22 protein-coding genes and 3 tRNA genes are annotated in these 24,341 nt (G+C 67.5%); 12 read left to right on the top strand and 13 right to left on the bottom strand.

The window, feature by feature from the left end:
* The first annotated feature begins 182 nt into the window (after window positions 1–182).
* Window positions 183–461: a putative quinol monooxygenase gene (locus tag ON34_RS00820; protein WP_040772775.1), complete on the top strand. Its 279-nt coding sequence runs from the start codon at window positions 183–185 to the stop codon at window positions 459–461.
* 85 nt (window positions 462–546) lie between these two features.
* On the opposite strand, the gene fadD32 is transcribed toward ON34_RS00820, so the two are convergent.
* Entirely contained in the window at window positions 547–2,475 is a 1,929-nt protein-coding gene (gene fadD32 / locus ON34_RS00815) for a long-chain-fatty-acid--AMP ligase FadD32 (RefSeq protein WP_373291835.1), read from the bottom strand.
* A 107-nt stretch (window positions 2,476–2,582) separates the two neighbouring features.
* A complete protein-coding gene (locus ON34_RS00810) occupies window positions 2,583–3,833 on the bottom strand; it encodes a KasA/KasB family beta-ketoacyl-ACP synthase (protein ID WP_040772774.1) in 1,251 nt (416 codons plus the stop codon).
* A gap of 337 nt (window positions 3,834–4,170) precedes the next feature.
* Here ON34_RS00810 and ON34_RS00805 point away from each other — a divergent pair, with 337 nt between their 5' ends.
* From ON34_RS00805 to ON34_RS00780, 6 genes are all read left to right on the top strand, one after another.
* A complete protein-coding gene (locus tag ON34_RS00805) occupies window positions 4,171–5,304 on the top strand; it encodes a DNA cytosine methyltransferase (RefSeq protein ID WP_040772772.1) in 1,134 nt (377 codons plus the stop codon).
* Complete coding sequence (locus ON34_RS00800) at window positions 5,301–5,732, top strand: very short patch repair endonuclease (RefSeq protein ID WP_040772770.1); 432 nt, start codon at window positions 5,301–5,303, stop codon at window positions 5,730–5,732. Before ON34_RS00805 ends, ON34_RS00800 begins: the two co-directional genes overlap by 4 nt.
* 253 nt (window positions 5,733–5,985) lie before the next feature.
* On the top strand, window positions 5,986–6,636 hold the full coding sequence (locus tag ON34_RS00795; RefSeq protein ID WP_040772947.1) for a DUF998 domain-containing protein: 651 nt from the start codon (window positions 5,986–5,988) through the stop codon (window positions 6,634–6,636).
* A 39-nt stretch (window positions 6,637–6,675) separates the two neighbouring features.
* Window positions 6,676–7,068: a RidA family protein gene (locus ON34_RS00790; RefSeq protein ID WP_174371989.1), complete on the top strand. Its 393-nt coding sequence runs from the start codon at window positions 6,676–6,678 to the stop codon at window positions 7,066–7,068.
* Window positions 7,069–7,319: 251 nt separating this feature from the next.
* Window positions 7,320–8,045: a maleylpyruvate isomerase family mycothiol-dependent enzyme gene (locus ON34_RS00785; protein ID WP_040772769.1), complete on the top strand. Its 726-nt coding sequence runs from the start codon at window positions 7,320–7,322 to the stop codon at window positions 8,043–8,045.
* 222 nt (window positions 8,046–8,267) lie between these two features.
* Window positions 8,268–9,527, top strand: coding sequence for a cytochrome P450 (locus tag ON34_RS00780; protein ID WP_040772767.1), 1,260 nt, complete (start codon window positions 8,268–8,270; stop codon window positions 9,525–9,527).
* Window positions 9,528–9,803: 276 nt separating this feature from the next.
* Here ON34_RS00780 and ON34_RS35715 read toward each other — a convergent pair whose 3' ends face one another.
* The 3 genes from ON34_RS35715 to ON34_RS35710 all read right to left on the bottom strand — a co-directional run bounded on the left by ON34_RS35715 (window position 9,804) and on the right by ON34_RS35710 (window position 11,895).
* Window positions 9,804–10,877, bottom strand: a complete 1,074-nt coding sequence (locus ON34_RS35715) for a hypothetical protein (protein ID WP_157172134.1) — start codon at window positions 10,875–10,877, stop codon at window positions 9,804–9,806.
* 60 nt (window positions 10,878–10,937) lie between these two features.
* The gene (locus ON34_RS00770) at window positions 10,938–11,477 is read right to left on the bottom strand and encodes a hypothetical protein (protein ID WP_040772763.1); all 540 of its coding nucleotides are present in this window, start codon (window positions 11,475–11,477) and stop codon (window positions 10,938–10,940) included.
* 268 nt (window positions 11,478–11,745) lie between these two features.
* Window positions 11,746–11,895: a hypothetical protein gene (locus ON34_RS35710; RefSeq protein WP_157172133.1), complete on the bottom strand. Its 150-nt coding sequence runs from the start codon at window positions 11,893–11,895 to the stop codon at window positions 11,746–11,748.
* Between the two features lie 768 nt (window positions 11,896–12,663).
* Here ON34_RS35710 and ON34_RS00765 point away from each other — a divergent pair.
* Window positions 12,664–13,899, top strand: a complete 1,236-nt coding sequence (locus ON34_RS00765) for a helix-turn-helix domain-containing protein (RefSeq protein WP_040772762.1) — start codon at window positions 12,664–12,666, stop codon at window positions 13,897–13,899.
* Between the two features lie 503 nt (window positions 13,900–14,402).
* On the opposite strand, the gene ON34_RS00760 is transcribed toward ON34_RS00765, so the two are convergent.
* From ON34_RS00760 to ON34_RS00750, 3 genes are all read right to left on the bottom strand, one after another.
* A tRNA-Arg gene (locus ON34_RS00760) sits at window positions 14,403–14,475 on the bottom strand.
* Window positions 14,476–14,509: 34 nt separating this feature from the next.
* Window positions 14,510–14,599, bottom strand: a tRNA-Ser gene (locus ON34_RS00755).
* A gap of 88 nt (window positions 14,600–14,687) precedes the next feature.
* Window positions 14,688–15,389: a dienelactone hydrolase family protein gene (locus ON34_RS00750; protein WP_040772761.1), complete on the bottom strand. Its 702-nt coding sequence runs from the start codon at window positions 15,387–15,389 to the stop codon at window positions 14,688–14,690.
* A 118-nt stretch (window positions 15,390–15,507) separates the two neighbouring features.
* Here ON34_RS00750 and hisC point away from each other — a divergent pair, with 118 nt between their 5' ends.
* Window positions 15,508–16,581: a histidinol-phosphate transaminase gene (gene hisC / locus ON34_RS00745; protein ID WP_040772759.1), complete on the top strand. Its 1,074-nt coding sequence runs from the start codon at window positions 15,508–15,510 to the stop codon at window positions 16,579–16,581.
* Here the strand turns inward: hisC and ON34_RS00740 are convergent.
* From ON34_RS00740 to ON34_RS00725, 4 genes are all read right to left on the bottom strand, one after another.
* The gene (locus tag ON34_RS00740; RefSeq protein WP_040772758.1) at window positions 16,578–17,651 is read right to left on the bottom strand and encodes an alpha/beta hydrolase; all 1,074 of its coding nucleotides are present in this window, start codon (window positions 17,649–17,651) and stop codon (window positions 16,578–16,580) included. The two genes, hisC and ON34_RS00740, sit on opposite strands and share 4 nt — an antisense overlap.
* 501 nt (window positions 17,652–18,152) lie before the next feature.
* A tRNA-Ser gene (locus ON34_RS00735) sits at window positions 18,153–18,237 on the bottom strand.
* Window positions 18,238–18,261: 24 nt separating this feature from the next.
* Window positions 18,262–18,762, bottom strand: coding sequence for a MarR family winged helix-turn-helix transcriptional regulator (locus tag ON34_RS00730; RefSeq protein ID WP_051021991.1), 501 nt, complete (start codon window positions 18,760–18,762; stop codon window positions 18,262–18,264).
* 41 nt (window positions 18,763–18,803) lie between these two features.
* Window positions 18,804–19,982, bottom strand: coding sequence for a lactate 2-monooxygenase (locus ON34_RS00725; RefSeq protein WP_040772756.1), 1,179 nt, complete (start codon window positions 19,980–19,982; stop codon window positions 18,804–18,806).
* Between the two features lie 130 nt (window positions 19,983–20,112).
* Here ON34_RS00725 and ON34_RS00720 point away from each other — a divergent pair, with 130 nt between their 5' ends.
* Window positions 20,113–21,117, top strand: a complete 1,005-nt coding sequence (locus tag ON34_RS00720) for an NAD(P)H-quinone oxidoreductase (RefSeq protein WP_040772754.1) — start codon at window positions 20,113–20,115, stop codon at window positions 21,115–21,117.
* A 55-nt stretch (window positions 21,118–21,172) separates the two neighbouring features.
* Here ON34_RS00720 and ON34_RS00715 read toward each other — a convergent pair whose 3' ends face one another.
* Entirely contained in the window at window positions 21,173–22,375 is a 1,203-nt protein-coding gene (locus ON34_RS00715; protein ID WP_040772942.1) for a cysteine desulfurase-like protein, read from the bottom strand.
* Window positions 22,376–22,628: 253 nt separating this feature from the next.
* Here ON34_RS00715 and ON34_RS00710 point away from each other — a divergent pair, with 253 nt between their 5' ends.
* Together ON34_RS00710 and wzm are read left to right on the top strand one after the other, a co-directional pair.
* A complete protein-coding gene (locus ON34_RS00710; protein WP_040772752.1) occupies window positions 22,629–23,231 on the top strand; it encodes a bacterial proteasome activator family protein in 603 nt (200 codons plus the stop codon).
* A gap of 225 nt (window positions 23,232–23,456) precedes the next feature.
* Window positions 23,457–24,338, top strand: a complete 882-nt coding sequence (gene wzm / locus ON34_RS00705) for a galactan export ABC transporter permease subunit Wzm/RfbD (protein WP_040772940.1) — start codon at window positions 23,457–23,459, stop codon at window positions 24,336–24,338.
* Window positions 24,339–24,341 lie beyond the last annotated feature (3 nt).

Here is a 24,341-nt window from a genome sequence, read left to right as displayed (position 1 = left end):
GATGTTCGCATCGAGGTCCGACATCTCAGGGTCGCACCGGAGCCTGCGTCGACCAACCGATTTTCCGGCTGGCACGCGACCGCGCTGCACGATGCGGTCGCGGATGGGATCGTGACTCATCCACCGAGCCAACAACCTCGAGTTCCCTCGAGGTCAAGGCATCGGAACCTAGACTCGGTAGCGTGCTGATCGTCGCCGGATACCTGCGCGTCACCGATCGCGACCACTACCTCGACAGCTGCCGCGAGGTGGTGCGGCTGGCCCGCGCCGCCGAAGGGTGCCTGGACTTCGATCTCGGCGCGGATCTGATCGAGCCGGATCGGGTCAACATCTACGAACGCTGGGCCGACCGCGCCGCGATGGAGCGCTTCCGCGGCGCGGGCACCTCCAGCGACCTCGCCGCCCAGATCGTGGGCGCCGACGTCCGCGAATTCGAGTACCACACCGAGATCCGGATCTAGGCGACTGCCTCGCCTGCGCCCTTTCCGCGGCTGCCTCAGCCCTTTGCCCAGCCCGGCGCGGACGGACGGCCTCGAGCTGCGCCTTTTATACGACGACCGCGGATTCGGACTCCCACTCCTGCGGCGCGTCCGGGAACGCCTGCTGCTGATGACCCCCACGCAGCGTGCCCTCCAGATAGGCCGCCCGGCAGGCGCGGCGCGCGATCTTGCCGCTGGATGTGCGCGGAATCGAACCCGCGGGCACCAGCAGCACGTCGCGCACCGTGACGCCGTGGCGCCGCGCGATCGCCGCGCGCACCGTATCAGCGACCGGCTCGGGCTCCAGCTTTCCCGCGCCGGTATTGCGTTCGGCGACGATCACCAGCTGCTCGGAGGTGTCCTCGGCGTCGAACGTCAGTCCCGAGTGACTGTCCTGCTCGAAGACCAGCGCGGGCAGTTCGTTGGCCGGGACCGAGAACGCCGCCACGAAGCCGGGACGCAACGCCTGGCTCGATTCCTGGGCGGAGAACTCCAGATCCTGCGGATAGTGGTTGCGTCCGTCCACGATGACCAGATCCTTGACCCGGCCGGTGATGTACAGCTCGCCGTCGATATAGGCGCCGAAGTCGCCGGTGCGCATCCAGTTGGCGTCCTCCGGCGTGCCGTCGGCATGACTGCCCTCAGGCAGCCGCGCCGCCAGCTTGGCGCGGAAGACGGACTCGGTCTCCTCCGGGCGGCCCCAGTACCCGATGCCCATGTTCTCGCCGTGCAGCCAGATCTCGCCGACCTCACCGTCATTGCGTTCGGTGCCGCGCTCCGGATCGACGATCACCGCCCACTGCGACAGTGCGACGTAACCGCAGGACACCTGCGCGATGGCGTTGTCGGCATCCGGCGCCACCTCGACCATCCGCCCTGCGCTCAGCTCGGCGCGGTCGACGTAGACCACCTTCGCCTTGTCCTCGGCCTTGGTGGCCGACACGAACAGCGTCGCCTCGGCCATGCCATAGCACGGTTTGATCGCCGTCTCCGGCAGTCCGTACGGCGCGAACGCGTCGTTGAACTTCTTCATCGACGACACCGAGACCGGCTCACTGCCGTTGATCAACCCGATCACATTGGACAGGTCCAAGTCCTCACCAGGCTTCGGCTTCCCGCGCGCCGCCGCATGCTCGAACGCGAAATTGGGTGCCGCGGCGAACGTTCCGGCGCCGTCGGACGCCGCCGCTAGTTCCTTGATCCAGCGATAGGGGCGGCGCACGAACGCGCTCGGCGACATGATCGTGATGAATCCGCCGCCGACGGTCGGCAGGATCACGCACAGCAGGCCCATGTCGTGGAACAGCGGCAGCCAGGTGACCCCGCGCGAATGCTCGGTCACGCCGATGGCGTCGATCATCTGCAACAGGTTCGTGCCCACCGCCCGGTGGGTGATCTCCACCCCGGCGGGCGTCCGGGTCGACCCCGAGGTGTACTGCAGATAGGCGACGCTGTCGATGTTGATATCCGGCCGCTTCCAGGCAGCGCCGACGCTGTCCGGGATCGCCTCCACCGCGATGATGCGCGGACGCTCCTTCGCCGGTAGATGTCGAAAGAATTTCCGCACACCGCCCGCGGCGGAGCCGACGGTGAGGATCGCGGCGGGTGTGCAGTCGCTCAACACCGCACGCAGCCGATCGGTGTGGCCCTGTTCCTCCGGATCGAACAGCGGGACCGCGATGTTGCCCGAGTACACCGCGGCGAAAAGCGAAACGACGTAGTCCAGCCCTTGCGGAGCGAGGATCGCCACCCGGTCGCCCAGCCGCGTCACCTGCTGCAAGCGGGCCGCCACCGCCCGAAGCCGCACACCGAACTGGCGCCAGGTGAGCTCGAGGTATTCACCGTCGCGTTCGCGCGAGTAGTCGATGTAGCGGTAGGCGAGGTCGTCGCCGTTCTCCGCGCAGTGCTTGTCGACGAAGTCGATCAGGGTCTTGTTCCCCCTGATTTTGATGTTGCCCTGATCGTCCAGATAGTCGTCGAAGGTTTCGTCGATCATCGCCTTATCCTTTTCCAACGCACAGGCGCTCAGGCCGTGCAGTGACACCGAACTCAGGTCGATAACGAAGCGTCGGGAAGGCTAGCAGGTGTCCCGGTCACCCGCGGTCAGTATCGGCCGAAGGCCAGCGCGACGTTGTGCCCGCCGAAGCCGAAGGAGTTGTTCACGGCGTAATCGATACGGCCGGTCCTCGGTCGGCCGCTGACGACATCCAGATCCACTTCGGGGTCCTGATTGTCCAGGTTCAGTGTGGGCGGCACGATCGCGTCGCGCAGGCTCAGCACGGTGAGCACCGATTCCAGCGCGCCGACCGCGCCGATGGAGTGGCCGAGGGCCGATTTCGGCGCGTAGACCGACGGGTGGTTGCCGATGGCCTTGTTGATCGCGCGCGCCTCCGCGGTGTCGCCCACCGGCGTGCCCGTCGCGTGCGCGTTGACGTGCGTGATGTCGTTTCTGGTCAGACCCGCCGTCTGCAGCGACCGCGTTATCGCGCGCGCCGCGCCGGAGCCCTCCGGATCGGGCGCGACGAGATGGAACCCGTCGGAGGTGATGCCAGCGCCGAGCAGTCGCGCGTGGAGGGTCGCGCCGCGCGCCTTGGCGTGCTCTTCGGTCTCCAGCACCATCAGCGCGCCCGCCTCGCCGAAGACGAAGCCGTCGCGGTCGGCGTCGAACGGGCGCGACGCGCATTTGGGCGCGTCGTTGCGGGTGCTCATGGCGCGCATCATCGTGAACGCCGCGACCGCGACGGCTTGGATCGAGCCCTCCACCCCGCCGGTGACCACCATGTCGGCGTCACCCATGACGAGCATCTTCCAGGCGTTGGCGATCGCCTCCGAACCCGACGCGCACGCCGACACCGTCGTCGACACACCAGCGCGCGCACCGATCTCCAGCGCGGCGCACGCCGCGGCCCCATTCGGCATCGCCGACTGCACGGAGTACGGCGAAACCTTGCGGTAGCCACCGTTGTTCAGTTTGTCCCGCGCGGCGATGATCGCCTCGGCCCCGCCGAGACCGGTGCCGATGGACACGCCGAGACGGTTCTTGTCCACCTCCGGGCTTCCCGCGTTGCGCCAGACCTCACGAGCGAGCGCGATGGCCATCTGCTCCACATAGGCCAGCCCGTGCGTCTCGCCCGCACCGAGGCACATGGCGGGCGTGACCTTCAGATGACCGCCGATCCGCACCGGCAGCTCGAACTGGTCGACGAAGCCGTCGTCCAAGAGGTCGATGCCGCTCTCGCCATTGAGCAGACCCTTCCACGTGGAGTCCACGTCACCGGCGATGGACGTGGTCGCCGAGAGACTGGTGACCACGACAGGGCGGAAATTCCCGTTCTTGGTGGAAGCAGTCTGCATGTTCGCTCACTTTCCCTAGCGTCGCTCGAGGAAAACGTCGTGGAGCAAAAGCACTGCGCGAGCGCGCCAGCAGGATCGTGCGGCGGCCCGCGCGCATGGCACTGGAGCGCAGGCGGAACAGCCGATCATCACCCATCGCGCGACCGGTCCTGTGATTATTGGAAAAAGCGCACCAATAGCACTGCGTGACACGCGGACCGTACCAGGTGCCCGCGACGTTGGTCGCGTTGTTCGGCGATCGCCTCGGACGACTCGAGTAACCTGCTCCCGTGCACTGGACGCGCGGGCGGCGTCCGGTGTGGACGCGAGAAAGGGAAGGTCGTTGACGGGCGCGCGGATGGTCGGGCTGTTCGCCGGGATCGGCGGACTCGAGCTCGGTCTCGGCAGGCACGGCTGGCACACCGAACTGCTGTGCGAGATCGAGCCCGGCGCCCAAGGCGTGCTCGCGGCCCGCTTTCCCGATGTGCCACTGCATTCCGACATCACCCGGCTGCGCGCAATCCCGGCGGGAACGGAGCTGGTCGCGGCGGGATTCCCGTGCCAGGACCTGTCCCAGGCCGGACGCACCGCCGGCATCACCGGCACCCGGTCGGGTCTGGTCGACGAGGTGTTCCGGCTGGTGCGACGCAAACGCGGTCCGCGCTGGCTGCTGATCGAGAACGTGCCGTTCATGCTGCAACTCGGCCGAGGCGCGGCGATGCGGCACATCACCGGCGCGCTCGACGAGCTCGGTTACACCTGGGCCTACCGGGTGGTGGACGCGCGCGCGTTCGGATTGCCGCAGCGGCGGCAGCGAGTGCTCATGCTGGCCTCACGCACCGAAGACCCGCGCCAGGTGCTGTTCGGCGAGGACGCCGGTCCCCGCACGGTCGGCGATCCCGCGCTCGATCCGTGCGGCTTCTACTGGACCGAAGGGGTGCGCGGGCTCGGCTGGGCGGTGAACGCGGTGCCGACGCTGAAGGGTGGATCGGCGCTCGGCATCGCGAGCCCGCCCGCGGTGCGGCTGCCGTCCGGTGAGATCGTCACGCCCGGCATCGCCGATGCCGAACGCCTGCAGGGGTTCGACCCGGGCTGGACCGCACCCGCGACCGACGTGCCCGGCGTGCGCAAGGGACATCGCTGGAAGCTGATCGGCAACGCGGTGAGCGTCCGGATGGCCGCCTGGGTCGGGTCGCGGCTGGCCGCGCCGCTGGACCCGATCCCCGGCGATCATCGGCTCGCTCCCGGCACGCCGTGGCCGGTGGCCGCGTGGGGCCGCGCCGGCGCGGCCTATCGGGTACCCGTGTCCACCTGGCCGGTGCACGAGCCCTACGAGGACCTGACCCACTTCCTCACCGGCGCGCAACTGCTGTCCGCCCGCGCCACCGCCGGGTTCCTCCGCCGAACCAGCATGGGCAGCTTGCGTTTTCCACCCGGTTTTCTCGCCGACGTGGAAAGCCATCTCGACCGGATGGGCGGCTGGGCGGCATGACGCGGCGACCCGCTACGGACGCGGCCACCAGCGCGCGGATGGCACGCCAGCGGCGCACCGGAACGGATCCGGAACTCGCGCTGCGCCGCGAGCTGCACCGGCGCGGGCTGCGCTTTTTCGTCGATCGAGCGCCGATCCGCGGGCAGCGCCGCCGCGCCGACCTGGTGTTTCCGCGCCGACGGATCGCGGTCTACGTGGACGGCTGCTTCTGGCATCGCTGCCCACAGCACGCCACCGACCCGAAGAACAACGCCGAATGGTGGGCCGCCAAGCTGGCCGGAAACGTGGCGCGGGACCGAGCCACCGACGCGGCGTTGATCGCGGCGGGCTGGCAGGTGGTGCGGGTGTGGGAACACGAGGACGCGGTGAGCGCGGCCGACCGCGTCCAGGCGGCGCTGACGTCAGCGGCGCCGCACCCGCACGAGTGACCGTGGAGCGTGGGCGGCCAGGTAGCCGGACACCACCATTACCGTCATGACCGCGATTCCTGCGGCGGCAGTCGCGAAGCCGAGCATGAGAACCTCCTCGAATGGCACGTGGGTTCCAGCGTGCCCGGCGAACCTGACAAGAGACTGTGTGCGCGGTGGCAATGGCCCGTGCCTGCGTCGCGGTGGCAGGCAGCACAATGATGTGGTGACGCGTCGCCCGAAGACCGCCGACCAGCGCGTGCGACCGGTGTCGATGGTTATCGCGCTGGCGATCGCGCTCGCGGGACTCTGCTATTCGTCCTGGCTGCTGCAGTTCGTATTGCGGATCGAGCTCGACCCGGTCAATTCCTTCCTCAGCGAACTGGACGCGGAGGGCAGGCCGTACCGGCTGGTGTTCGCGACCGCCGACATGATCACCGGAGCGGCGCTGATGCCCGCGGCGATCGCGGGGCTGCTGCTGTTCCCGCGCCGCAGGCTCACCACGATCGGCTGGGTGGCGCTGTTCTGCTTCGGCGCGTCGACCATCGCCGACGTACTGCTGCCGCTGCGTGACTGCACCCCTGGCGAGGCCGGGTGCGGCAGGCCGAGCGAACTGTTCCCGCAGCTGCATCAGCCGCACGCGCTGACGAGCACGCTGGCGGTCACCTCGATCGCGGTCGCGGCATTCGCGTTCAGCCTCGCCGCGTTCCGTTATCGGCGCTGGCGGATACTGCGCGAGTTCGGACTGGCCGCGCTGGTGATCGGTGCGACGGCGACGGTGTGGATGCTGGTCGCCGACAATTTGCCCGGGAACTACGCCCTCGGAATCGCCCAGCGCATCCAGGTCGGCGCGATGTCGCTGTGGTTGCTGGCGCTGGCCGCCGCGGTGATCGTGGAGGCCAGAGAGTGGACCGAGCCGAGCTGACTTGCGGCCCCGGCGGCGGCCCGTGCGATGCTGTCGGACATGACTGATCGCGTGAACATCTCCTCGGGCTCGGAGTTCGAAGCCATCGTCGGCTACTCGCGGGCGGTCCGGGTCGGCAATGTCATCGCGGTCAGCGGTACCACTGCCTCTGGCCCCGGCGGCACCGCCTTCGGCGGCGACGACATCCGCGAGCAGACCAGGGAAACCCTGCGCCGAATCGGTTCCGCGTTGACGGAGGCGGGCGCGAGCCTGGCCGACGTCGTGCGCACCCGCATCTTCGTCACCGACATCACGCGCTGGCCCGAGGTCGCCGAGGCGCACGCCGAAGTGTTCGGCGACATCCGGCCCGCGACGGCCATGTACGAGGTCAAGGCACTGATCACCCCGGCGCTGCTGGTGGAGATCGAGGCCGACGCGATCGTCGCCGAGTAGGGCGAGGGGTCGGCCGCACATCCCGTCTTCTCCGACAGTGCGTAACCCCAATCCGACGCGATCGTCGTGCTCGACCGGAACACACGACCGGAGACCAGTGGCCACCGGCTCTCCCGCTCGCGGCGAGTGGTACATGGTGGAGGGGTCTACTCGCGTTTTGCCGTAACCATGTGCCACTCGTGGATAGGCAGCGGCTGGGTACAGCCCGTCGTACGCGGCGGGCGGGGTGTGCTGTCGCTAAGGTCGGGAACGTGACCGCCGCCGCTTCGCAGACCCCCGTGCAGCTCGATACCGTCGCCGAGGCGACCGCACGACTTCTGGACACCATCCGCGGACTCGACGACAGCGCGGTCACCGGGCCGTCCCTGCTGCCAGGGTGGACCCGCGGCCACGTTCTCGCCCACCTGGCCCGCAATGCCGACAGCCTGGTCAACCTGCTGCTGTGGGCCCACACGGGCGTCGAAATCCCGCAGTACGCCAGCGCTTTTCTGCGCGACAGCGATATCGAGGCGGGAGCGCCTCGTCCGCTCGCCGAGCAGCTGGCCGACAACGAAGCCGCCGCGACCCGCTGGCTCGGTCTCGCGCGCTCACTGACCGACACCGCCTGGCAGGCACAGGTTCGCACCCGCCAAGGCCGCCCGATTCCCGCGACCGAGATCCCGTGGATGCGGTTGCAGGAGGTGGAAATCCACCACGTCGACCTGAACGCGGGCTACCGACCCGCCAACTGGCCCGCCTCCTTCGTCGCCCGAATCCTGCCCCAAGCCACCAGCGACTTGACCCGCCTCACCGCCGACAACCCTCTCGAACCCTTCGCCCTGCACGCCACCGACTCCGACTTCACCGCCACCATCGGCCCCTCCCCCGCCACCAACACCATCACCGGCCCCGCATCCTCCCTTGCCGCCTGGCTCCTCGGCCGCAGCACAGGTTCGGACCTGACCGGCAAGCTCCCCACCCTCCCCGCGTGGAAGTAAGCACTGCGTCCGGAGCAACGACATAACTCTCAGCGTTAGCGGATCGGGGTTCCTCTCGATCGGGCGTTGACGCGGGCGGATATGCATGTCGACGGCGCGGGCGAGCCAGGGGCAGCATCCGTGTCGCTTTCAGTACCGAATATGTCGTTTCCGACGGTAGGTTCGACCGGCTCGGCCATCTAGCGTGATGTGCGCAACAGCGGCCAACCAGGAGTCACGCCTATGACCACAGCGCAGTCCCCAACGTCCGCTCCCCGTACCTGCCCCGTCCAGGGCTCGCCCATCAGCACCGATACCCCGCAAGTCTGTCTGCGTAGCCGAAAATTCGCCGCTGATCCGCACAGCGGCTACCGTCAGATGCGCCAGCAGCACGGGTCGCTGGTTCCGATGGAGTTGGCGCCGAATGTGCCCGCCACCTTGGTGATCGGGTACCGCACCGCGTTGCGGATCCTCAACGACCCGGACCATTTTCCGGCCGATCCGCGCACCTGGCAGAAGAGCATTCCCGACGACTCGCCCATCAAGCCGATGCTGGAGTGGCATCCGAACGCGTTGCGCAACACCGGTGAAGCGCATGCTCGCTATCGGGAGACCTACATCGCGGCCATCGACGGGATCGACCTGCACGCCCTGCATTCGACGGTCGAGAAGATCGCGATCCCGCTGATCAACGGCTTCTGCCAGGACGGTGCGGCCGACTTGGTGTCGCAGTACGCGTTTCCGCTCGTCTTCGAGACGCTCAACCAGATGGTCGGCTGCTCCGCCGAACTGGGCCAGCGGGTCGCCACCGGCATGGCCGCCCTCTTCGATACCGTCGAGGCCGCCCGCGGCATGCGGATGCTCAGCGAGGCGCTGACGGAGTTGATCCAGCTGCGGCGCGCGGAACCCGCGGACGACGTCACCTCCCGGCTCGCGCATCACCCGGCCAACCTCGATGACACGGAGATGCTTTCCCAGCTGATCAGCTTCTACGGTGCGGGAATCGAACCGCAGCAGAACCTGATCAGCAACACCCTGTTGCTGATGCTGACCGACGCCCGATTCGGCGGCGAGGTACTCGGCGGAAGCCTGTCGACACGTGACGCCCTCGACGAGGTGCTGTTCAACGACCCACCGCTGGCCAACTTCTGCGCAACCTACCCACGACAGCCGATCCTGATCGACAACACCTGGCTGCCCGCCCACCAGCCGGTGCTGATCAGCCTGGCCGGATGCAACAACGACCCCGAGATCCGCGGCGGCGACCGCACCGGCAACCGCTCCCACCTGGCCTGGAGCACCGGCCCCCACGCCTGCCCAGCCAAGTCCGTGGCCTACCTGATCGTCCAAGACGCCATCGACCAACTCCTCGACGCCCTCCCCGAAATGCGCTTGGCCGTGCCACCCGAGCAACTCGTCTGGCGACCCGGGCCGTTCCACCGGGCCATGACCGAGCTGCCGGTCGTCTTCCCGGAGTCGCCTCCGTTGCACATCACTGGGTAGCCGTCGGATGGACCATGAACCGCTGGGGCACCGCTGGGCCGACACCCAGTCAGTCGCATACGAAGGCCCCCGCAATGAGCGAAGCCTTCTACTTTTGTGCGCCCGGGGAGAATGGAACTTCCATCAGTGCCCAATATTGCTCGCACCAGTGGAACTCGAAGAAGCCGCGTACCGGTTACTTCCCATCGCATCCGTCCGGATCCACTGAACGATTGCATCCATGCCCGAACTAACCGGGCGGGCAACGCCGGGGCTGTGAGCAGCGACGGGAGTCGGCTATCGGTCGCGAGCAACTCCCCGTGAGCGGTCCAGTCCATGCCCGGTGCCGCCCCGCACAACGCCCGGCGCGCTACCAGGTGGCTCCCGCACCGCCGCTGACGGGGGTTGCGCCTGCCCTAGACCGAGAAGCTTCACGACCTCCGGGGGCATTCCCCGGGCTTGAAGTCGTGCAAGTTCTTCGGCGCGTTCCTTCTCCGCTGCCTCGCGCGCTTTCTCCTCCGCCGCGCGGACGTCGGCTGCTGCGCGCTCCAGGCTGGCAGCGTCGGCAGCCTCTCGGGCCGCCTGTTCCCCTGTGTCGGCGGGTTCCCGTTCCTGAAACTGATCGGGCACCGGGAATTCCAGCGCCACCCGTTCGGCAGCCGCCCGTTCAACCCGTGCACGCTCATCGGTTCCGCGTGCTTGTCTGGCTCGCTCAGCTTCTTCTCGCGCTTGCCGATCACGTTCGATCTTCTGGGGTGCATCCGCCTTGCCACGCGTGGCACCTTCCCGGAACCGCAGCATCTTCCAGAATTTTTCGGCTCGCGCACGCGCTCGCGCCAACAACGCGATTTCATCCCGCCGCTTCTGTAGCTCCTGAGCCTTTTCCTGCCGCGCCTTCTCCCCGACACCGGGCAATTCTTGCTGTTGACCCGCTTCTCTTTGCAGTCCGATCGCCCAAATCTCGCGGGCAACGTGTCGGGGGATGATCTGGTGGGTGAACTGGTTCGGGAAGTCTCGGATCAGTCCGGCGATAAGCTCCTGCGCTGGTTTCGATATCGGCTCGCCCTCGACAGATCGCAACACATGCTGGTGATTCGGATTCTTATCGAGTAGAACTCGCAACGCTTCCAGTTGCTTTTGATCTTTTGGCCCCTCGATCTTCCCTGATTTTTCCTCGATACTGAAGATTTTGCCCCGGTCGTCTTTCAATTTGTCGAATTGGATTCGACCTTTTACGGTGGTGAATTTTCGTGAGCCTTGGACATAGCCATTCTCGCGGTCGCGGAAATACCGGTATGCACCGTTCTCGAATATCCTGCCACGCGTATTGTTGTCGTAGTTGTGGCGGTCTCTGTCGTATCCATCCGGCATAACTTGACACACCCCCCGGTGCGTGGAACATCAAGGTGATGGGTATCGGATGGTGAATCGTTACGTGACGGGCGGGGCCTGCTCGCGGCGTTTCTCCTCGTGGTCGGCAGCGTACTCGCGCAGTGCTGCCGCTACATACGAAAACATGCCGTCGTATCCTTCGGGATGATAACCGATCATGTCATCCATCAACCCCCATACCGTGAATTCGTCTTCGTCCTCTGTGTCGCAAAGCAAAGCCGGGTTCACGTGGTCGTAGAAAGAATTCTCACGGCCAAACCATTCGAAGTCGACCCATTCAGCGCCCGCGAACTTGATGAAGCATTCGCCGATGAAGCAAATGAATGCGTCGGCCATGTCGGCGTTCTCGGGAGCCATCGCGGTAGCCATATCCGGGAACAGGTCCGCGACAATTGGGTTGAGCCGTTTCACCTCCGCCGAGTCTTCCGGCCATGGTTCCGCAGGAATATCACGTATGCCTGCATAGTCCATGAACTTCCGGGCCTGTGCCTTGCGGCGGTCCGGGTCGACCCATTTCCCCCATTCGGTCTGCTCGACGGGTACGCCGAGATCCATGGTCAACTGCTCGTCATTCCCCACGTCTACCTCGCTTCTCGTCATGGTCCGAACAGGTCAGTGTCGCGCGTGCACGGTCACCGGGCAAGGAACCATCATCGCTCGACATACAGCCGTTCACACGGCACTCTGGCCAGCCCTCAGCACTATCAGGGAGCACGTTCACGGCGTCGACGTAGTGCCGTTCCCGATGCTCTTGAACGAACACCAGGGCGGCAGTCAGCGAAGTCGAACCGGGCGCCGTGCAGGAACACCGACAGATGCACATCCGGATCGTGCGGCAGCGGAGAAGTCATCGCGCTTCCCTCCGGTCATCAACCACCCGGACCCCGATCCACGGGCAGACACCGCCGACGTTGCGGTCGTGCTCCCCGATCCTGCCGTCGACCAGCGGGACCAGGCGCAGGCAATGTCGGCTGTCCGGGCAGCGGACGTGCGTCACGAAACCACGCTGCCCGTTCGGTTTCCCGTCCGCCGTCGCCCACCATCGACACTGAGACAGCGGAACCGTGCAGTCAGACATGAGCGACCGCCCAACGCCTACCTGGACCACCGCAGGCGCGTATGTGCCCGACCACGACAATCCCAGACGGGCGGAACCGGTCCCGGGGTGTCTCTATCCAATGCCTGACAGCACCGGACTCAGCCGTGGGAGAAGGCAATGCGACCGTGCCGCCCTCCCGAACAATCGACACGTCGAGCCGGAACATCTCCGCGAAAAGCTTTGTGTCGTCCGGTACATCGGGCCGCACAAGGTAGGTCCATCTGTTCGAGCGAGGGTGCGCCACGATCGGCCCTAACGCGTCTCTGCGGTGCCGCATCCGGTGCAGGACAGCACGCCCTAACGGTGCGGGCATGGTCAGCGCCCCCACATGGGACGTTCGCATGATGATCCGACCCAGCTCGGGCGGGTCGATCACCGCAGGTAGGTCACACACTCGCCGGTAGAAGTGGCATCGAGACACGGGGGTGTCCCCAAACGCTATGTGGCCCACGAAGACCCCTACTTGTATCGGAAGGCTTAGGGTGCGCCCGGTCCTCGGCGACCCCCTGACCGGTACCCGAGGATGGAATGGCTTGCGGTGTCTGCGGTTCCGCACTCCCCTACCGGGCGCAATCTCAACATCAGCATGAGCGAGTGCATCTGTGCAGGACTAAGCTGTTTTCAAAGCGACAGGTCCACATTTGAAGACACACGGGTGGGTGTGAGATGTCGTCGGTGGAGCAACGATTGTGCGGGATGGAACCAGACAGGACCGGCCGCACGCTCAGGCAGCTACGGACCGAACGCGGACTCAGCTTGCGCGAACTTGCAGGGGCAACGTTCTGCGACTACTCCCAGCTCGCGAACATTGAAGCGGGCCGACGTTGGCCGAAGGATCGCGGATGGGCCGAACGCGTTGACCGTGCGCTCAACGCAAGTGGCGTCTTGGTTTCGGCGTGGGATGCGGACCAAGCGGATCACGCGCGACGCAATGACACGTTGCGGATGCTCGACCAGGCGCGGCGAGAGTCCGAAGCGCTTCTAGCCGAACCGGACGCGGTGCCGCTGGACGATATGCAATCCGGCATCATCGACGTAGCCCGCAACGCCCGGTTCGAGTCATATGACCGAACCCTGAGCCGAGCGATGGACATTCGCGCGGAGTTGATGCGACGTATCAAGTTGGGCGCGCACCGGCCAGACGAGATACGGGAGTTGTACGTAGCGCTTGGCCGCGTGTGTGGAGTGCTGTCGTATCTGACGCTCGACCTTGGGCAGGCGGACACGGCACGCGTTCACGCGCAAGCCTCGTTCCAACTGGGCGACCGGGCCGACCACGACCAGTTGAGGGCATGGGCGCGCGGCACACAAGCGTTGGCGTTCCGGTTCGTGAAGGATTTCGAACGCGCACGAGACGCGGCAACGGACGGACTGAAGTACGTCACGCACTCGACCGGCACCGCCGAACCCCGGCTCTTGTGTGGTTTGGCTGCATCGGTCGCGAACCTCGGCGACTCGGCACGTGCGCTGGAACTGCTCGACCAGGCAGAGCGTGCACGAGACGCAGCGGGACCCGACGAAATACCCGGCCTATTCACATTCACGCCAGCAAAACAGATCTACTACCGTGGGTTCTCGCTCATGTGGGCAGACGATGAGAAGACGCTCCGGAAATCTGTGAAGGCGTCTGAGGAAGCAATCGACGCGTGGCAAGTGCAGCGTTCCCCCGGTGATGAGATGCTGTCTCAGATCTATTTGGCATCCGCGAGCGCACGTCTCGGAGACTTGGACGGCAGCATTGCCGCAGTATCGCCTGTGTTGGAGAACCCGATCAGCGCTCACTTCTCGTGGGTGCGCAAGCGTCTCAACCAGTTGGAAAGCCTACTGGCAGAGCACTTCCCGGATTCCTCGGTTGCGGGAGACATGCGGGAAACCTTGGTTGCCTACGTACACTCAGCTTGAACTAGTGCTCCGTCCAGAAAGGTTGGTATTCGAGTTCGGTGACGCGGCGAGGTTAGTCGAATGGCGGTGCGACACGCCGTGGCCAGCCGCCTTTCGACTACCTTCGCGGACTTGTCCATACCGGCGGTTACAGCGGAAGCTATCTGGACGAGGCACTAGCCTTCACCGCTGGCGTAACTGATGGCGAGCTCAAGCGCCCGCAGACGGAAGCCCGAACGCCCCGCCCCTTCGCCTAGACGACGGTGGCGGGGCGTTCGTGTTGTCCGGTACTACGCGGCGTCGGGGCTGAAAGGCTCCCCGGCTGCCCAGCCAGTGACCGACCCGCACGCCATGCGTGCGACGCAGGTAGCCGTGCGCGGGCGCGCAGGTAGCCGCAGTTGCCACCGCAGAGCATGGCTGCACCGTTCTGGTCGCCAGAGACGCGGACGGTAACGGGCATGGATTCCTTGCTCGAGACATGCGAGAAGGCTCCTCCGCGATGAGCGAAGGAGCCTTCTCTTATGTGCGCCCGAAGGGATTCGAACCCCTAACCTTCTGATCCGTAGTCAGATGCTCTATCCGTTGAGCTACGGGCGCAGGTGTTATTCAGTTGTACCCGGTTTCCCGGGTGTGGCGGAGGCGAGAGGATTTGAACCTCCGGTCCCCGTGAAGGGACAACTCATTAGCAGTGAGTCCCATTCGGCCGCTCTGGCACGCCTCCTGGAGCCTTCTCTTCGAGGGCACCGGTCCTTTCGAACCGCCGAGCAGCAAGGTTACAGGAGCTACCGTCCAGATCACAAAACGGCTGGTCAGCGCAGGTTGCTGTCGAACCAGTCGAAGATTCTGGTCTGCGAATCGACGGTGTCGGTGTCCTCGTCGGCGGTGTCGGCGCGGTGGTGCAGTCCGGGGTAGGTGACGACCAGGCTGGCGACGTCCGCGCGGGCGGTCGCGTCGCGCAACTGTTCGACCTCGGCGGGCGGGGTGGCCGGGTCGTCTTCGCCGAACAGGCCCAGCCAGGGCGCTTGCAGCTTGGGGGCGGCCCGCACGAGCGCGTCGGCCTGCGCGGCGAGCGGCTCGACGATGCCGCGCGCCGCGACGCTGACCGCGGCCCCGATCGGGCGGTTGGTCGCGACCAGGAACGCGGCCGTCCCGGCGGAGTCGAAACCGAGCACGCCGATGGTGTCGGGGAAGACCCCGCGCCGGGTGAGCCAGTCGAAGCAGGCGTCGAAGTCGTCGAACAGCTCGTCGCCGAAGACTCCGCTGCCCGGTTCGCCGTCTGCCCGGTGGAAGAGGTCGGGGACGACTACCGTCCACCCTTCCCCGGCCAGGGCGTTCATCAGGTCGCGCAGCGCGCCGGTCAACTCCCTGGACTCGTGCAGCACCACGATCCCGCCGCGGGCATTGCCCTCGGGCTCCACCACGGTGATGGGCACCTGCCCACGGGCAGTCGGTCGTTCGTCTTGCAGGTCGCTTCCCCGTAGCGGGGCCATATCGTCGTAGGTGCCCGACATGAAACCAGCGTAGGGCGAGTTGCGGTTCTTCGGTAGAAAATCGCACGTGGGGGCCGCTAGCCCAGAGAATTTCCGGTACGCTGACCGGGCTATCTGTGCCGCGGATTAGGGTTGGAGTGTGACAGCGCAGATCCGGCCGGACCTCGATTCGATCCCGGCGTACACCCCCGGCCGCAGCCATCCCGGCGCGGTCAAGTTGGCCAGCAACGAAACGACCTTCGGTCCGCTGCCCGCCGCCGCCAAGGCCATCGCCGAGGCGGCGGAGTTGGTCAACCGGTATCCGGACAATCAGGTGACCGAGCTGCGCACGGCGCTGGCCGAGTTCCTCGGGGTGGGATTCGACAACATCGCCGTCGGCTGCGGCAGCGTAGCCCTGTGCCAGGAGCTGGTGCAGATCACCTGCGCGTCGGCGTCCGACGAGGTGCTGTTCGCGTGGCGCTCGTTCGAGGCGTACCCGATCGTGACCAAGGTCGGCAACGCCACCGCCGTGCAGGTACCGCTCACCGCCGACCAAGTGCACGATCTGGACGCTTTGGCCGCGGCGGTCACCGAACGGACCAAGCTGATCTTCGTCTGCAACCCGAACAACCCCACCGGCACCGCCGTCGGCAAGGCGGAACTGGTCCGGTTCCTGGACGCGGTCCCGTCGCACGTGCTGGTGGTGCTGGACGAGGCCTACTACGAATACCTCCGGCTGGCCGATCATCCGGACGGCGTCGAACTCGGCCGGACCCGGCCCAATGTGGTTGTGCTGCGCACCTTCTCCAAGGCCTACGGGCTGGCCGGGCTGCGCGTCGGGTACGCGGTGGGCGATCCCGCCGTGATCACGGCACTGCTGAAGGTGCACATCCCGTTCAGCGTCAACCGGCTCGCGCAGGCGGCGGCGATCGCCTCGCTGGAGGCGCGGCACGAATTGCTGGATCGCACCGACGTTCTGGTCGCCGAGCGCGAACGGATGCGCGACGCACTGGTGGCCGCCGGGTATCCGGTGCCGCCGAGCCAGGCGAACTTCGTCTGGCTGCCGCTGGGCGAGCGCGGCGCCGAGTTCGGCGAGGCGAGCGCGGCGGCGGGAGTACTGGTGCGGCCCTACGGCAGCGACGGGGTCCGCGTCACGGTCGGTGACCCGCACGAGAACGATTTGTTCCTCGGCTTCGCCACCGATCCCGCGATACTCGAGCGGTTCCTCGGCTAGCGGACGCCGATCGCGCCCGCGATCGTCGGCCAAGACAGCGCCAGCTCGTCCTCCCAGTACGGCCAGGAGTGCGTGCCGGTGGCGCGGAAGTGCGCGGTGACCGGGATGCCGAGCGAACGGAGCCGGTCGGTGAGCCGTCGGGTGCAGGCGTTGGTCGCGGCCTCCAGCGGGCCGCCGAACCCGATGGCGCTGGCCACGTCGACGTTCGGGGTGCCGGGCACGTCGTGCACGCCGGGTATGCCGCTGCCCACCGACAGATAGATCGTCTTGCCCCGCAACGCGTCCGCGTGCAACGTGACGTCGTGGGCCAGCCAGGCCGGATCGTCCTGCTTGCCGAACATGTTGTCCGGCTCGCCCATGTAGGTGGCCACCACCGCGCGGGCCTGCGCCTGGCCGATATCGGTGCCCATCGAGAAACACCCGCTGTGCGCGGCGATCGCGGTGTAGAGCTTCGGCTGACGGAACGCGAGCATCATCGCGGCCTCGGCGCCCATCGAGACGCCCATGACCGCGTTGACGCCGTTGCCGTCGAACTTCGCGTCGATGAGCGGGGGCAGCTCCTTGGCGAGGAACGTCTCCCACATGTTGGTGCCGAGCACCGGGTCGGGACGCTGCCAGTCGGTGTAGAAGCTGGCCGGTCCGCCGACGGTGAGCACCACGTTGACGTCCTTGTCCGCGTAGAAGCGATCCGCGTGCCCGAGCTCGGTCCAGTTGTTGCTGTCGGGGCTCGCGCTGCGGCCGTCGAGCATGTAGACGGTCGGGCGCGGGCGGGACCGGTCGCGCGGCAGCAGCACCTGCACCTCGACCACCCGGCTCATCGACGGCGACGCGACGAAGACCCGAAGCCATCGGTCGTTGATCGGTTCGATGCGGTCGATCCTGGGCGTCGAGGGCTGTTTACTGGTCGGCTCGGCCGGGCCGGGGCCGTCCGAGGAGCCGGTGTTCACCGGCGGTGCGGCGCCAGGGGCCGCCGTCACCTGGGGAGCGCCGAACGCCACCACACCCGAAACCAGTGCGGCGCTGACCAAGGCGCTGGAAACCCAACGCCGCACCCCGCGGCGAGACAGCATGCGAACCATCCTGCCAGAGCCGCCATGGGTGGGCCGGAGGCCATAGCCGTGTCGAAGTCCGTTCGTCGCGCTCATCGCGTGGCGAAACCCTCCTGCCAGCGCCGTTCCACTCCGGCGAACCGCCATACAGCGATCGCGACCCCCCTCGAAATCTCGAAAAGCAGATCGCGTCAACGATACTCGACAGCGCGATTTCCGGGGGCCGCGCGTTCGACCGTTCCAGCAATCGCGGCACACCGCCCAGACTGGTCGTACCCTGTGCCTCAAGCGTTTCCGGGAATGCGCGCTGACGGCCCAACGGGATTCGAACACTGGTCAACGCAACCATAGGCAGGCGTAACTATGGTCAGCCCGACAGGCGCGGCAGCTGTGGTAGCCGGACCATAGGCGGGGATCCGGGGGCGAAGCCCGCCGGGCGGGGTGTGGGGGTTGCACCCCCACAACATGGCGAAACGAGCCCGGCTCACGCTCTCCGTGAGCATGGACCGGCCATGAGTGGAGCGGAGACGGAGGGATTTGAACCCCCGGTCGCTCTCGCGACGCTCGCTTTCAAGGCGAGTGCATTCGGCCGCTCTGCCACGTCTCCAGGGACCTGATCGTAGCGGACCGCTCAGCCGGGGTGCTTGCCGATTTCCTCGTCGACGCGTCCGAAGACCTCGCCGATCACGTCGAGCTGGGCCGGGGCGAGCAGATCGATGAAGTGGCGGCGGACGGCCTCGACATGGCCGGGGGCGGCGGCCTCCAGGCGGCGCATGCCCTCGTCGGTGAGTTCGGCGAGCACGCCGCGGCCGTCCTCCAGACACGTGTTGCGGCGCACCATCTGCTGGGCCTCCAGCCGCCGGATCTGATGGGTGAGCTTGCTGCGCGAGGACAGCACGCCGTCGGCCAGCTCGCTCATTCGCAGCGAGCGGTCAGGGGCCTCCGAGAGCAGGACGAGGATGCGGTATTCGGCGATGGTCAGGTCGCTGTCGCGCTGCAGCTGACGGTTCAGTGCCGTCATCAGGCGCTGGTGACCGTCCATGTACGCGCGCCAGGCGCGCTGCTGCGCTGGGGTGAGCCACCGCGGTTCGGCCACCGCTCGACCGCTCGGTTCGGGATGCACGATGGTCATTCTATGCGCGGCGAACTGCGCAAATCGGCGAGTGCCGCAGGTCAGCGCACCGTGGACAGCAGCGAGCGGCCCACCGCGGCCAGGTCGGCGCAGCCGGAGAGTCCGAGCGCCGAGTCGAAGTCGGCCAGCAATACCCGCAGCGCGTGCCGGACGCCCGCGGCACCGGCCAGACCGAGACCGTAGGCCCAGGGCCGCCCGTAGAGCACCGCCTTCGCGCCGAGCGCCAGCGCGACCAGCACGTCGGATCCGGTGCGCACACCCGAGTCGAACAGCACGTCGGCACGGTCGCCGACGGTGGCCACCACCGCGGGCAACGCGTCCAGTGCCGCGATCGAGCCGTCGACCTGGCGTCCGCCGTGATTGCTCACCACCACCGCGTCGGCGCCCGCATCGACCACCTGCCGCGCGTCCTCCGGGTGCAGGATGCCCTTCACCGCGATCGGCAGGTCGGTCCACTCCCGCAGGTGTGCGAGATCGGCGGGCCGCAGCGTGTGGTTGCCGAACAAGCCCACCCAGGTGAGGATGGCCGTCCGCATCGCCTCCTCGCTCTCCTCCGGCGCGGCCGCGAGCTTGGCGCGGAAGACCGGGTCGGACAGGTAGTTCGCGATGCCCTTGCCGTGCAGGAACGGCAGGTGCGCCAGTTCGAGGTCGCGTGGACGCCACCCCAGTGTCGGGGTGTCCACGGTCACCACGATCGCCGAAGCGCCCGCTCGCTCGGCGCGCTGGACGAAGGAACGGGCCAGTTCGTCGTCGGCGGGCCAGTACAGCTGATACCACCACGCACCGGCCGCCGCGCCGACCTCTTCGATGGTCGAGGAGGCCGCGGTGGACAGCACCGTGCCGATGCCCAGCTCCTTGGTCACCTCGGCCGCGATCACCTCACCGCCTTCGTGCAGCAGCTCGAGGACACCGATCGGTGCGGTGAGCACGGGAGCCGCCAGCCGGGTCCCGAGCACCTCGACCGAGAGGTCCCTGGCACCGGGCCCGGTCGCGCCGCGCAGCATCCGGGGCAGGATGCGGTATCGATCGAAGGCCGACCGGTTGGCCGCGGCCGTGCGCTCCGCCGAGGCACTGCCCGCCACGTAGGCGAAGGCCGCCGGGTCCAGGCGCTGCTGCGCGAGCGACTCCAAACCCGCGGCGGTCATGGGCAATTCGGGCACCGCTCCACCTAGACCGCCCAGGTAGATCTCGTTCTGGAAATTGATGAAGCCGCCGCTCATGCCCGGAACGGTAGTCTGTGACGCCGGTCATCGCAGCTTGCTTGCCGGATTGCGGTCCGCTGCGCGGCGTACCGGCCGCTCGGCGGGGGTCAGCGCGCGCTGATCCGCACCGGCGGAGCAGTATGGCACGGTGCGTGCTATCGACCTGAACGGATTCGGCGGACCCGAGACGATGTCCTGGGCGGAGGCGCCCGATCCGACGCCAGGACACGGCGAAGTCCTGATCGAGGTGGCCGCGGCCGGTGTCAACCGGGCCGACCTGCTGCAGCGCCGAGGCCACTACCCTCCCCCGCCGGGCGCGAGCCCGATCATCGGCCTGGAATGTTCCGGTGTCATCGCCGAACTCGGCGACGGGGTGCGTGACTGGGCTGTCGGCGATCGGGTGTGCGCGCTGCTGTCCGGCGGCGGTTACGCCGAACGGGTCGCGGTGCCAGCGACCCAGGTGCTTCCGGTCCCGGACGGCCTCGATCTGGGCGCGGCGGCCGGACTGCCCGAAGTGGCGGCCACCGTGTGGTCGAACCTCGTGATGACCGCAGGCCTGCGCGCGAACCATCTGGTGTTGATCCACGGCGGCGGAGGCGGTGTCGGCACACACGCCATCCAGGTCGCCAAGGCGCTCGGCGCGCGTGTCGCGGTGACCGCCGGGTCGGCCGAGAAGCTGGCGCGCTGCGCGGAGCTGGGGGCGAGCGTGCTGATCAACTACCGCGAGGACGATTTCGTCACCGCGGTGCGCGCCGAGCAATCGGGCGCGGGCGGCCCCGGCGCCGACATCATCCTGGACAACATGGGCGCGGCCTATCTCGGCCGCAATGTCGACGCTCTGGCCGCCCACGGCAAACTCGTGGTGATCGGCATGCAGGGCGGTGTGAGCGCGGAGCTGAATCTGGCCGCGCTCCTGGCTAAGTGGGGCACCGTCCACGCGACGAACGTGCGGGCGCGGCCCGCGACCGGCGTCGGCGGCAAAGCCGAGATCATCGCAGAGGTTCGCAGGCACCTGTGGCCGTTGATCGCCGACGGCACCGTCGTCCCGGTCGTCGCCGCCGAGCTGCCGATCGAGGAGGCGGGCGAAGCGCATCGGCTGCTGGACTCCGGGGAGGCGTTCGGCAAAGTGGTGCTGCGGGTGAAAGAACTCTGAGCAGCTGCCTCGCCTGCGCCCTGTACGCGGCTGCCTCAGCCTCCGCTCGGCCCGCTCACTCCAGCGACAACAACGCCCTGCCGAGCTGATCGATCTCGAACTTGGTGGTGTAGGGCGCGAGGCCGATGGTCACGGCGCCGCCCTCGTCGTTGACGCCGAGCGCGTCCAGCAGCCTGCTGCCGCCGTGCACGCCGCTGACCGTACCGATCCGGTGGTCGGCCAGCTTGGCCGCGACCTTCTCCGCCTGCATACCGGCGAGGGTGAAACTGACGGTGGGAATGCGGGTGGACGCGCGGCCGATCACGGTGAGGTTCGGGATCGCGTTCAGCACGGCCATCAAGTGCTCGAACAGCTCGTCGTGATAGTCCTGCAGCGACGTGATGGACATTTCCAAGCGCTCGCGCCGGGTTCCGCGCGCCCGCTCGTCGAGCCCGGCGAGGAAGTCGATCGAGGTGGTCAGCCCGGCGAGCAGCGCGTACTGATGCCCGCCGACCTCCAGTCGTTCGGCGCCCTTCGCATACGGGTTCAGCGACATCGACGGGATCCGGTCCAGGAACGCCGGGTCGCGGAAGACCAGCGCGCCGATCTGCGGACCACCCCATGCCGGTGCGCTCAGCGCGACCACGTCGGCGTTCAAATCGTCGATGTCGATCAGCGCGTAAGGGGCGGCGCCGAACGCGTCGGCCACCAGCAGGCCGCCCACTTCGTGCACTCGATCCGCGGCCACCCGCACGGCCGGCGCCGAGCCGACGATGGGTGAGGCGGCGGTGAGCGCGACCAGTCGCGCCGTGGGGCCGATCAGCTCCTCGAACTGCCAGGACGGCATCTCGCAGGTCTCGATCTCCACCTCGGCCCAGCGCACATGTGCGCCGTATCGGTTGGCGATGCGCAGCCAGGGCGCGACGTTGGCCTCGTCGTCCAGCCGGGACAGCACGATGCCGGTGCCGAGCCCGAGCCGGGAGCTCAGCGACTCGGCCAGCCAGGCCAGCAGGACCGCGCGGTCGGGGCCGAGCACGACGCCCGCCGGGTCACCGCCGACCAAGTCGGCCACCGCCTCGCGGGCGGCGTCCAGAATCGCCGCGCTGCGCACCGCGGCGCTGGTGCGGCCGGTATGCGAAAAGGAAGAAGTTCGGAAACCCGTTGAGACGGCACGGGATACCGCATCCGGAACCAGCATGCCCGCTTGCGGGTCGAGATGGATCCAGCCGTCGCCCAGGGACGGTATCAGGCCCCGAACCCTCGCGACGTCGTAAGTCATGTTGGCCACTCTAAGGGCAGCGGGCGAGCCTGTGTAACCGCGTTCCCCTCCGCGACCTGGTGGGAGCACAGCGACCTGGGACTCAGCATGGTGACCGACTTTCGACAGATCCGAACCACACGACCCGAACAGAATAGAACGCCGAGGCCACGCCGCGGCGTCGACCGGGCAACCCCTGGCCTGGCGCTCCACGCACCGGGCCCACGGAGCACCGCCTTAGCGCGTTCGCGGCGGACGCGACATGATAGGGACCATGACGCACTCGGATGAGGCACCGGACCACATCGTCGTCGTTGGCCCCAACGGCAGGCCGCTGGCCATCCCGGCGGCGCCGGGATCGGACACGCCCTACACCGCGCAGGTGGTGACCGACGATAAGAAGGACGACTCCGACGACCGCGACGACTCCGGCGAATCGCTCGCCGACATGGTCGAGCAGCCCGCGAAGGTCATGCGGATCGGCACCATGATCAAGCAGCTGCTCGAAGAGGTCCGCGCGGCTCCGCTCGACGAGGCCAGCCGCAATCGGCTCAAGGAGATCCACACCTCCTCGGTCCGGGAGCTGGAGCAGGGGCTCGCCCCCGAACTGCGCGAGGAACTCGAGCGGCTCACCCTGCCGTTCACCGACGACGCCGTCCCGTCCGACGCCGAGCTGCGGATCGCGCAGGCGCAGCTGGTCGGCTGGCTGGAGGGCCTGTTCCACGGGATTCAGACCGCGCTGTTCGCCCAGCAGATGGCCGCACGCGCCCAGCTCGAGCAGATGCGTCAGGGCGCCCTTCCCCCCGGCATCCACGCCGCCGACCCGCGCGCAGGCCATTCGAGTCAGGTCACCGGCGGTTCCGGCCAGTACCTGTGAGACCGGCGACGCGCGTGTGCCACGCGGCGGCGCCGAGCCGCAGGGGTAGTCTCGTGCACCGTGCCCGCAGCTGCCGCTCGCCCCGACTCCGTTTCCGACCCGAGTGCGGCGCGTCCTGAAGAGAGCTCAGTTGGTTCCGATGACCAAGCGCGTACAGACGACACCTCCCCGACCTCCACGAACGACGACGTGCGCTCCGGCGACGACGCGGCGCGGGAGGATGCGGTGAGCGCGACCACGCCCGAGACCGAGGCCGCGCGCGCCGGGGCGACCGTGGCGAAGATCGTGCCGGACTCGCAGACGTTCCGGCGCGCCTTCCAGGACTTCGCGGGCGGATTCGCGCAGCGCGAGCTGTGGCTGTCGCTCGGCTGGCAGGACATCAAGCAGCGCTACCGCCGCTCGGTGCTCGGCCCGTTCTGGATCACCATCGCCACCGGCCTGCAGGCCATCGCGATGGGCGTGCTCTATGCGGCGCTGCTCGGCCAGCCGCTGCGGGAGTACCTGCCCTACGTGACGGTCGGACTGATCATCTGGAACGTCATCAGCGCGAGCATCCTGGAAGGCTCGGAGGTCTTCATCGCCAACGAGGGCCTGATCAAACAGCTGCCTTCCGCGCTGAGCGTGCACGTCTACCGGCTCGTGTGGCGGCAGCTGCTGTTCTTCGCCCACAACATGGTTATCTACCTGGTGATGCTCGCCGCGTTCGGCGTCTGGCGCCATCTCGGGCCCGCGAGTCTGCTGGCCATTCCCGCGATCGCGCTGATCTTCCTGAACTGCGCGTGGGTGTCGATCGTGTTCGGCATTTTCAGCACCCGCTACCGCGATATCGCGCCGATTCTCAGCAGCACCACGCTGATGCTGTTCGTGCTCACGCCGGTGATGTGGACGACCAAGACCCTGGAATCGCAGGTCGGCACCGGTGACCGCGCCAAGCTCGCCGAGCTCGTGCCGACCTTCCACTATCTCGAAATCGTCCGGGCGCCCCTGCTCGGCGAACCGCAGGAACTGCGGCACTGGCTGGTCGTCGGCACGATCACCCTGCTGGGCTGGATCGCGGCGATCTTCGCCATGAAGCAGTACCGTTCGCGCGTACCGTACTGGGTATAGGAG

The organism is Nocardia pneumoniae NBRC 100136 (genome assembly GCF_000308755.1).
GTDB classification, from domain to species: domain Bacteria; phylum Actinomycetota; class Actinomycetes; order Mycobacteriales; family Mycobacteriaceae; genus Nocardia; species Nocardia pneumoniae.
This window is presented reverse-complemented; position numbering and strand designations above follow the sequence as displayed.

Coding starts and splice junctions, on each gene's coding strand:
- fadD32 (WP_373291835.1), bottom strand. CDS start 2,475: ATGATCGACGAAACCTTCGACGACTATCTGGACGATCAGGGCAACATC.
- ON34_RS00750 (WP_040772761.1), bottom strand. CDS start 15,389: ATGTCGGGCACCTACGACGATATGGCCCCGCTACGGGGAAGCGACCTG.
- ON34_RS00730 (WP_051021991.1), bottom strand. CDS start 18,762: ATGACCATCGTGCATCCCGAACCGAGCGGTCGAGCGGTGGCCGAACCG.
- ON34_RS00780 (WP_040772767.1), top strand. CDS start 8,268: ATGACCACAGCGCAGTCCCCAACGTCCGCTCCCCGTACCTGCCCCGTC.
- ON34_RS35715 (WP_157172134.1), bottom strand. CDS start 10,877: ATGCCGGATGGATACGACAGAGACCGCCACAACTACGACAACAATACG.
- ON34_RS00725 (WP_040772756.1), bottom strand. CDS start 19,982: ATGAGCGGCGGCTTCATCAATTTCCAGAACGAGATCTACCTGGGCGGT.
- ON34_RS00810 (WP_040772774.1), bottom strand. CDS start 3,833: ATGCAGACTGCTTCCACCAAGAACGGGAATTTCCGCCCTGTCGTGGTC.
- ON34_RS00715 (WP_040772942.1), bottom strand. CDS start 22,375: ATGACTTACGACGTCGCGAGGGTTCGGGGCCTGATACCGTCCCTGGGC.
- ON34_RS00765 (WP_040772762.1), top strand. CDS start 12,664: ATGTCGTCGGTGGAGCAACGATTGTGCGGGATGGAACCAGACAGGACC.
- ON34_RS00740 (WP_040772758.1), bottom strand. CDS start 17,651: ATGCTGTCTCGCCGCGGGGTGCGGCGTTGGGTTTCCAGCGCCTTGGTC.
- ON34_RS00710 (WP_040772752.1), top strand. CDS start 22,629: ATGACGCACTCGGATGAGGCACCGGACCACATCGTCGTCGTTGGCCCC.
- ON34_RS00790 (WP_174371989.1), top strand. CDS start 6,676: ATGACTGATCGCGTGAACATCTCCTCGGGCTCGGAGTTCGAAGCCATC.
- ON34_RS00795 (WP_040772947.1), top strand. CDS start 5,986: ATGGTTATCGCGCTGGCGATCGCGCTCGCGGGACTCTGCTATTCGTCC.
- ON34_RS00800 (WP_040772770.1), top strand. CDS start 5,301: ATGACGCGGCGACCCGCTACGGACGCGGCCACCAGCGCGCGGATGGCA.
- ON34_RS00805 (WP_040772772.1), top strand. CDS start 4,171: ATGGTCGGGCTGTTCGCCGGGATCGGCGGACTCGAGCTCGGTCTCGGC.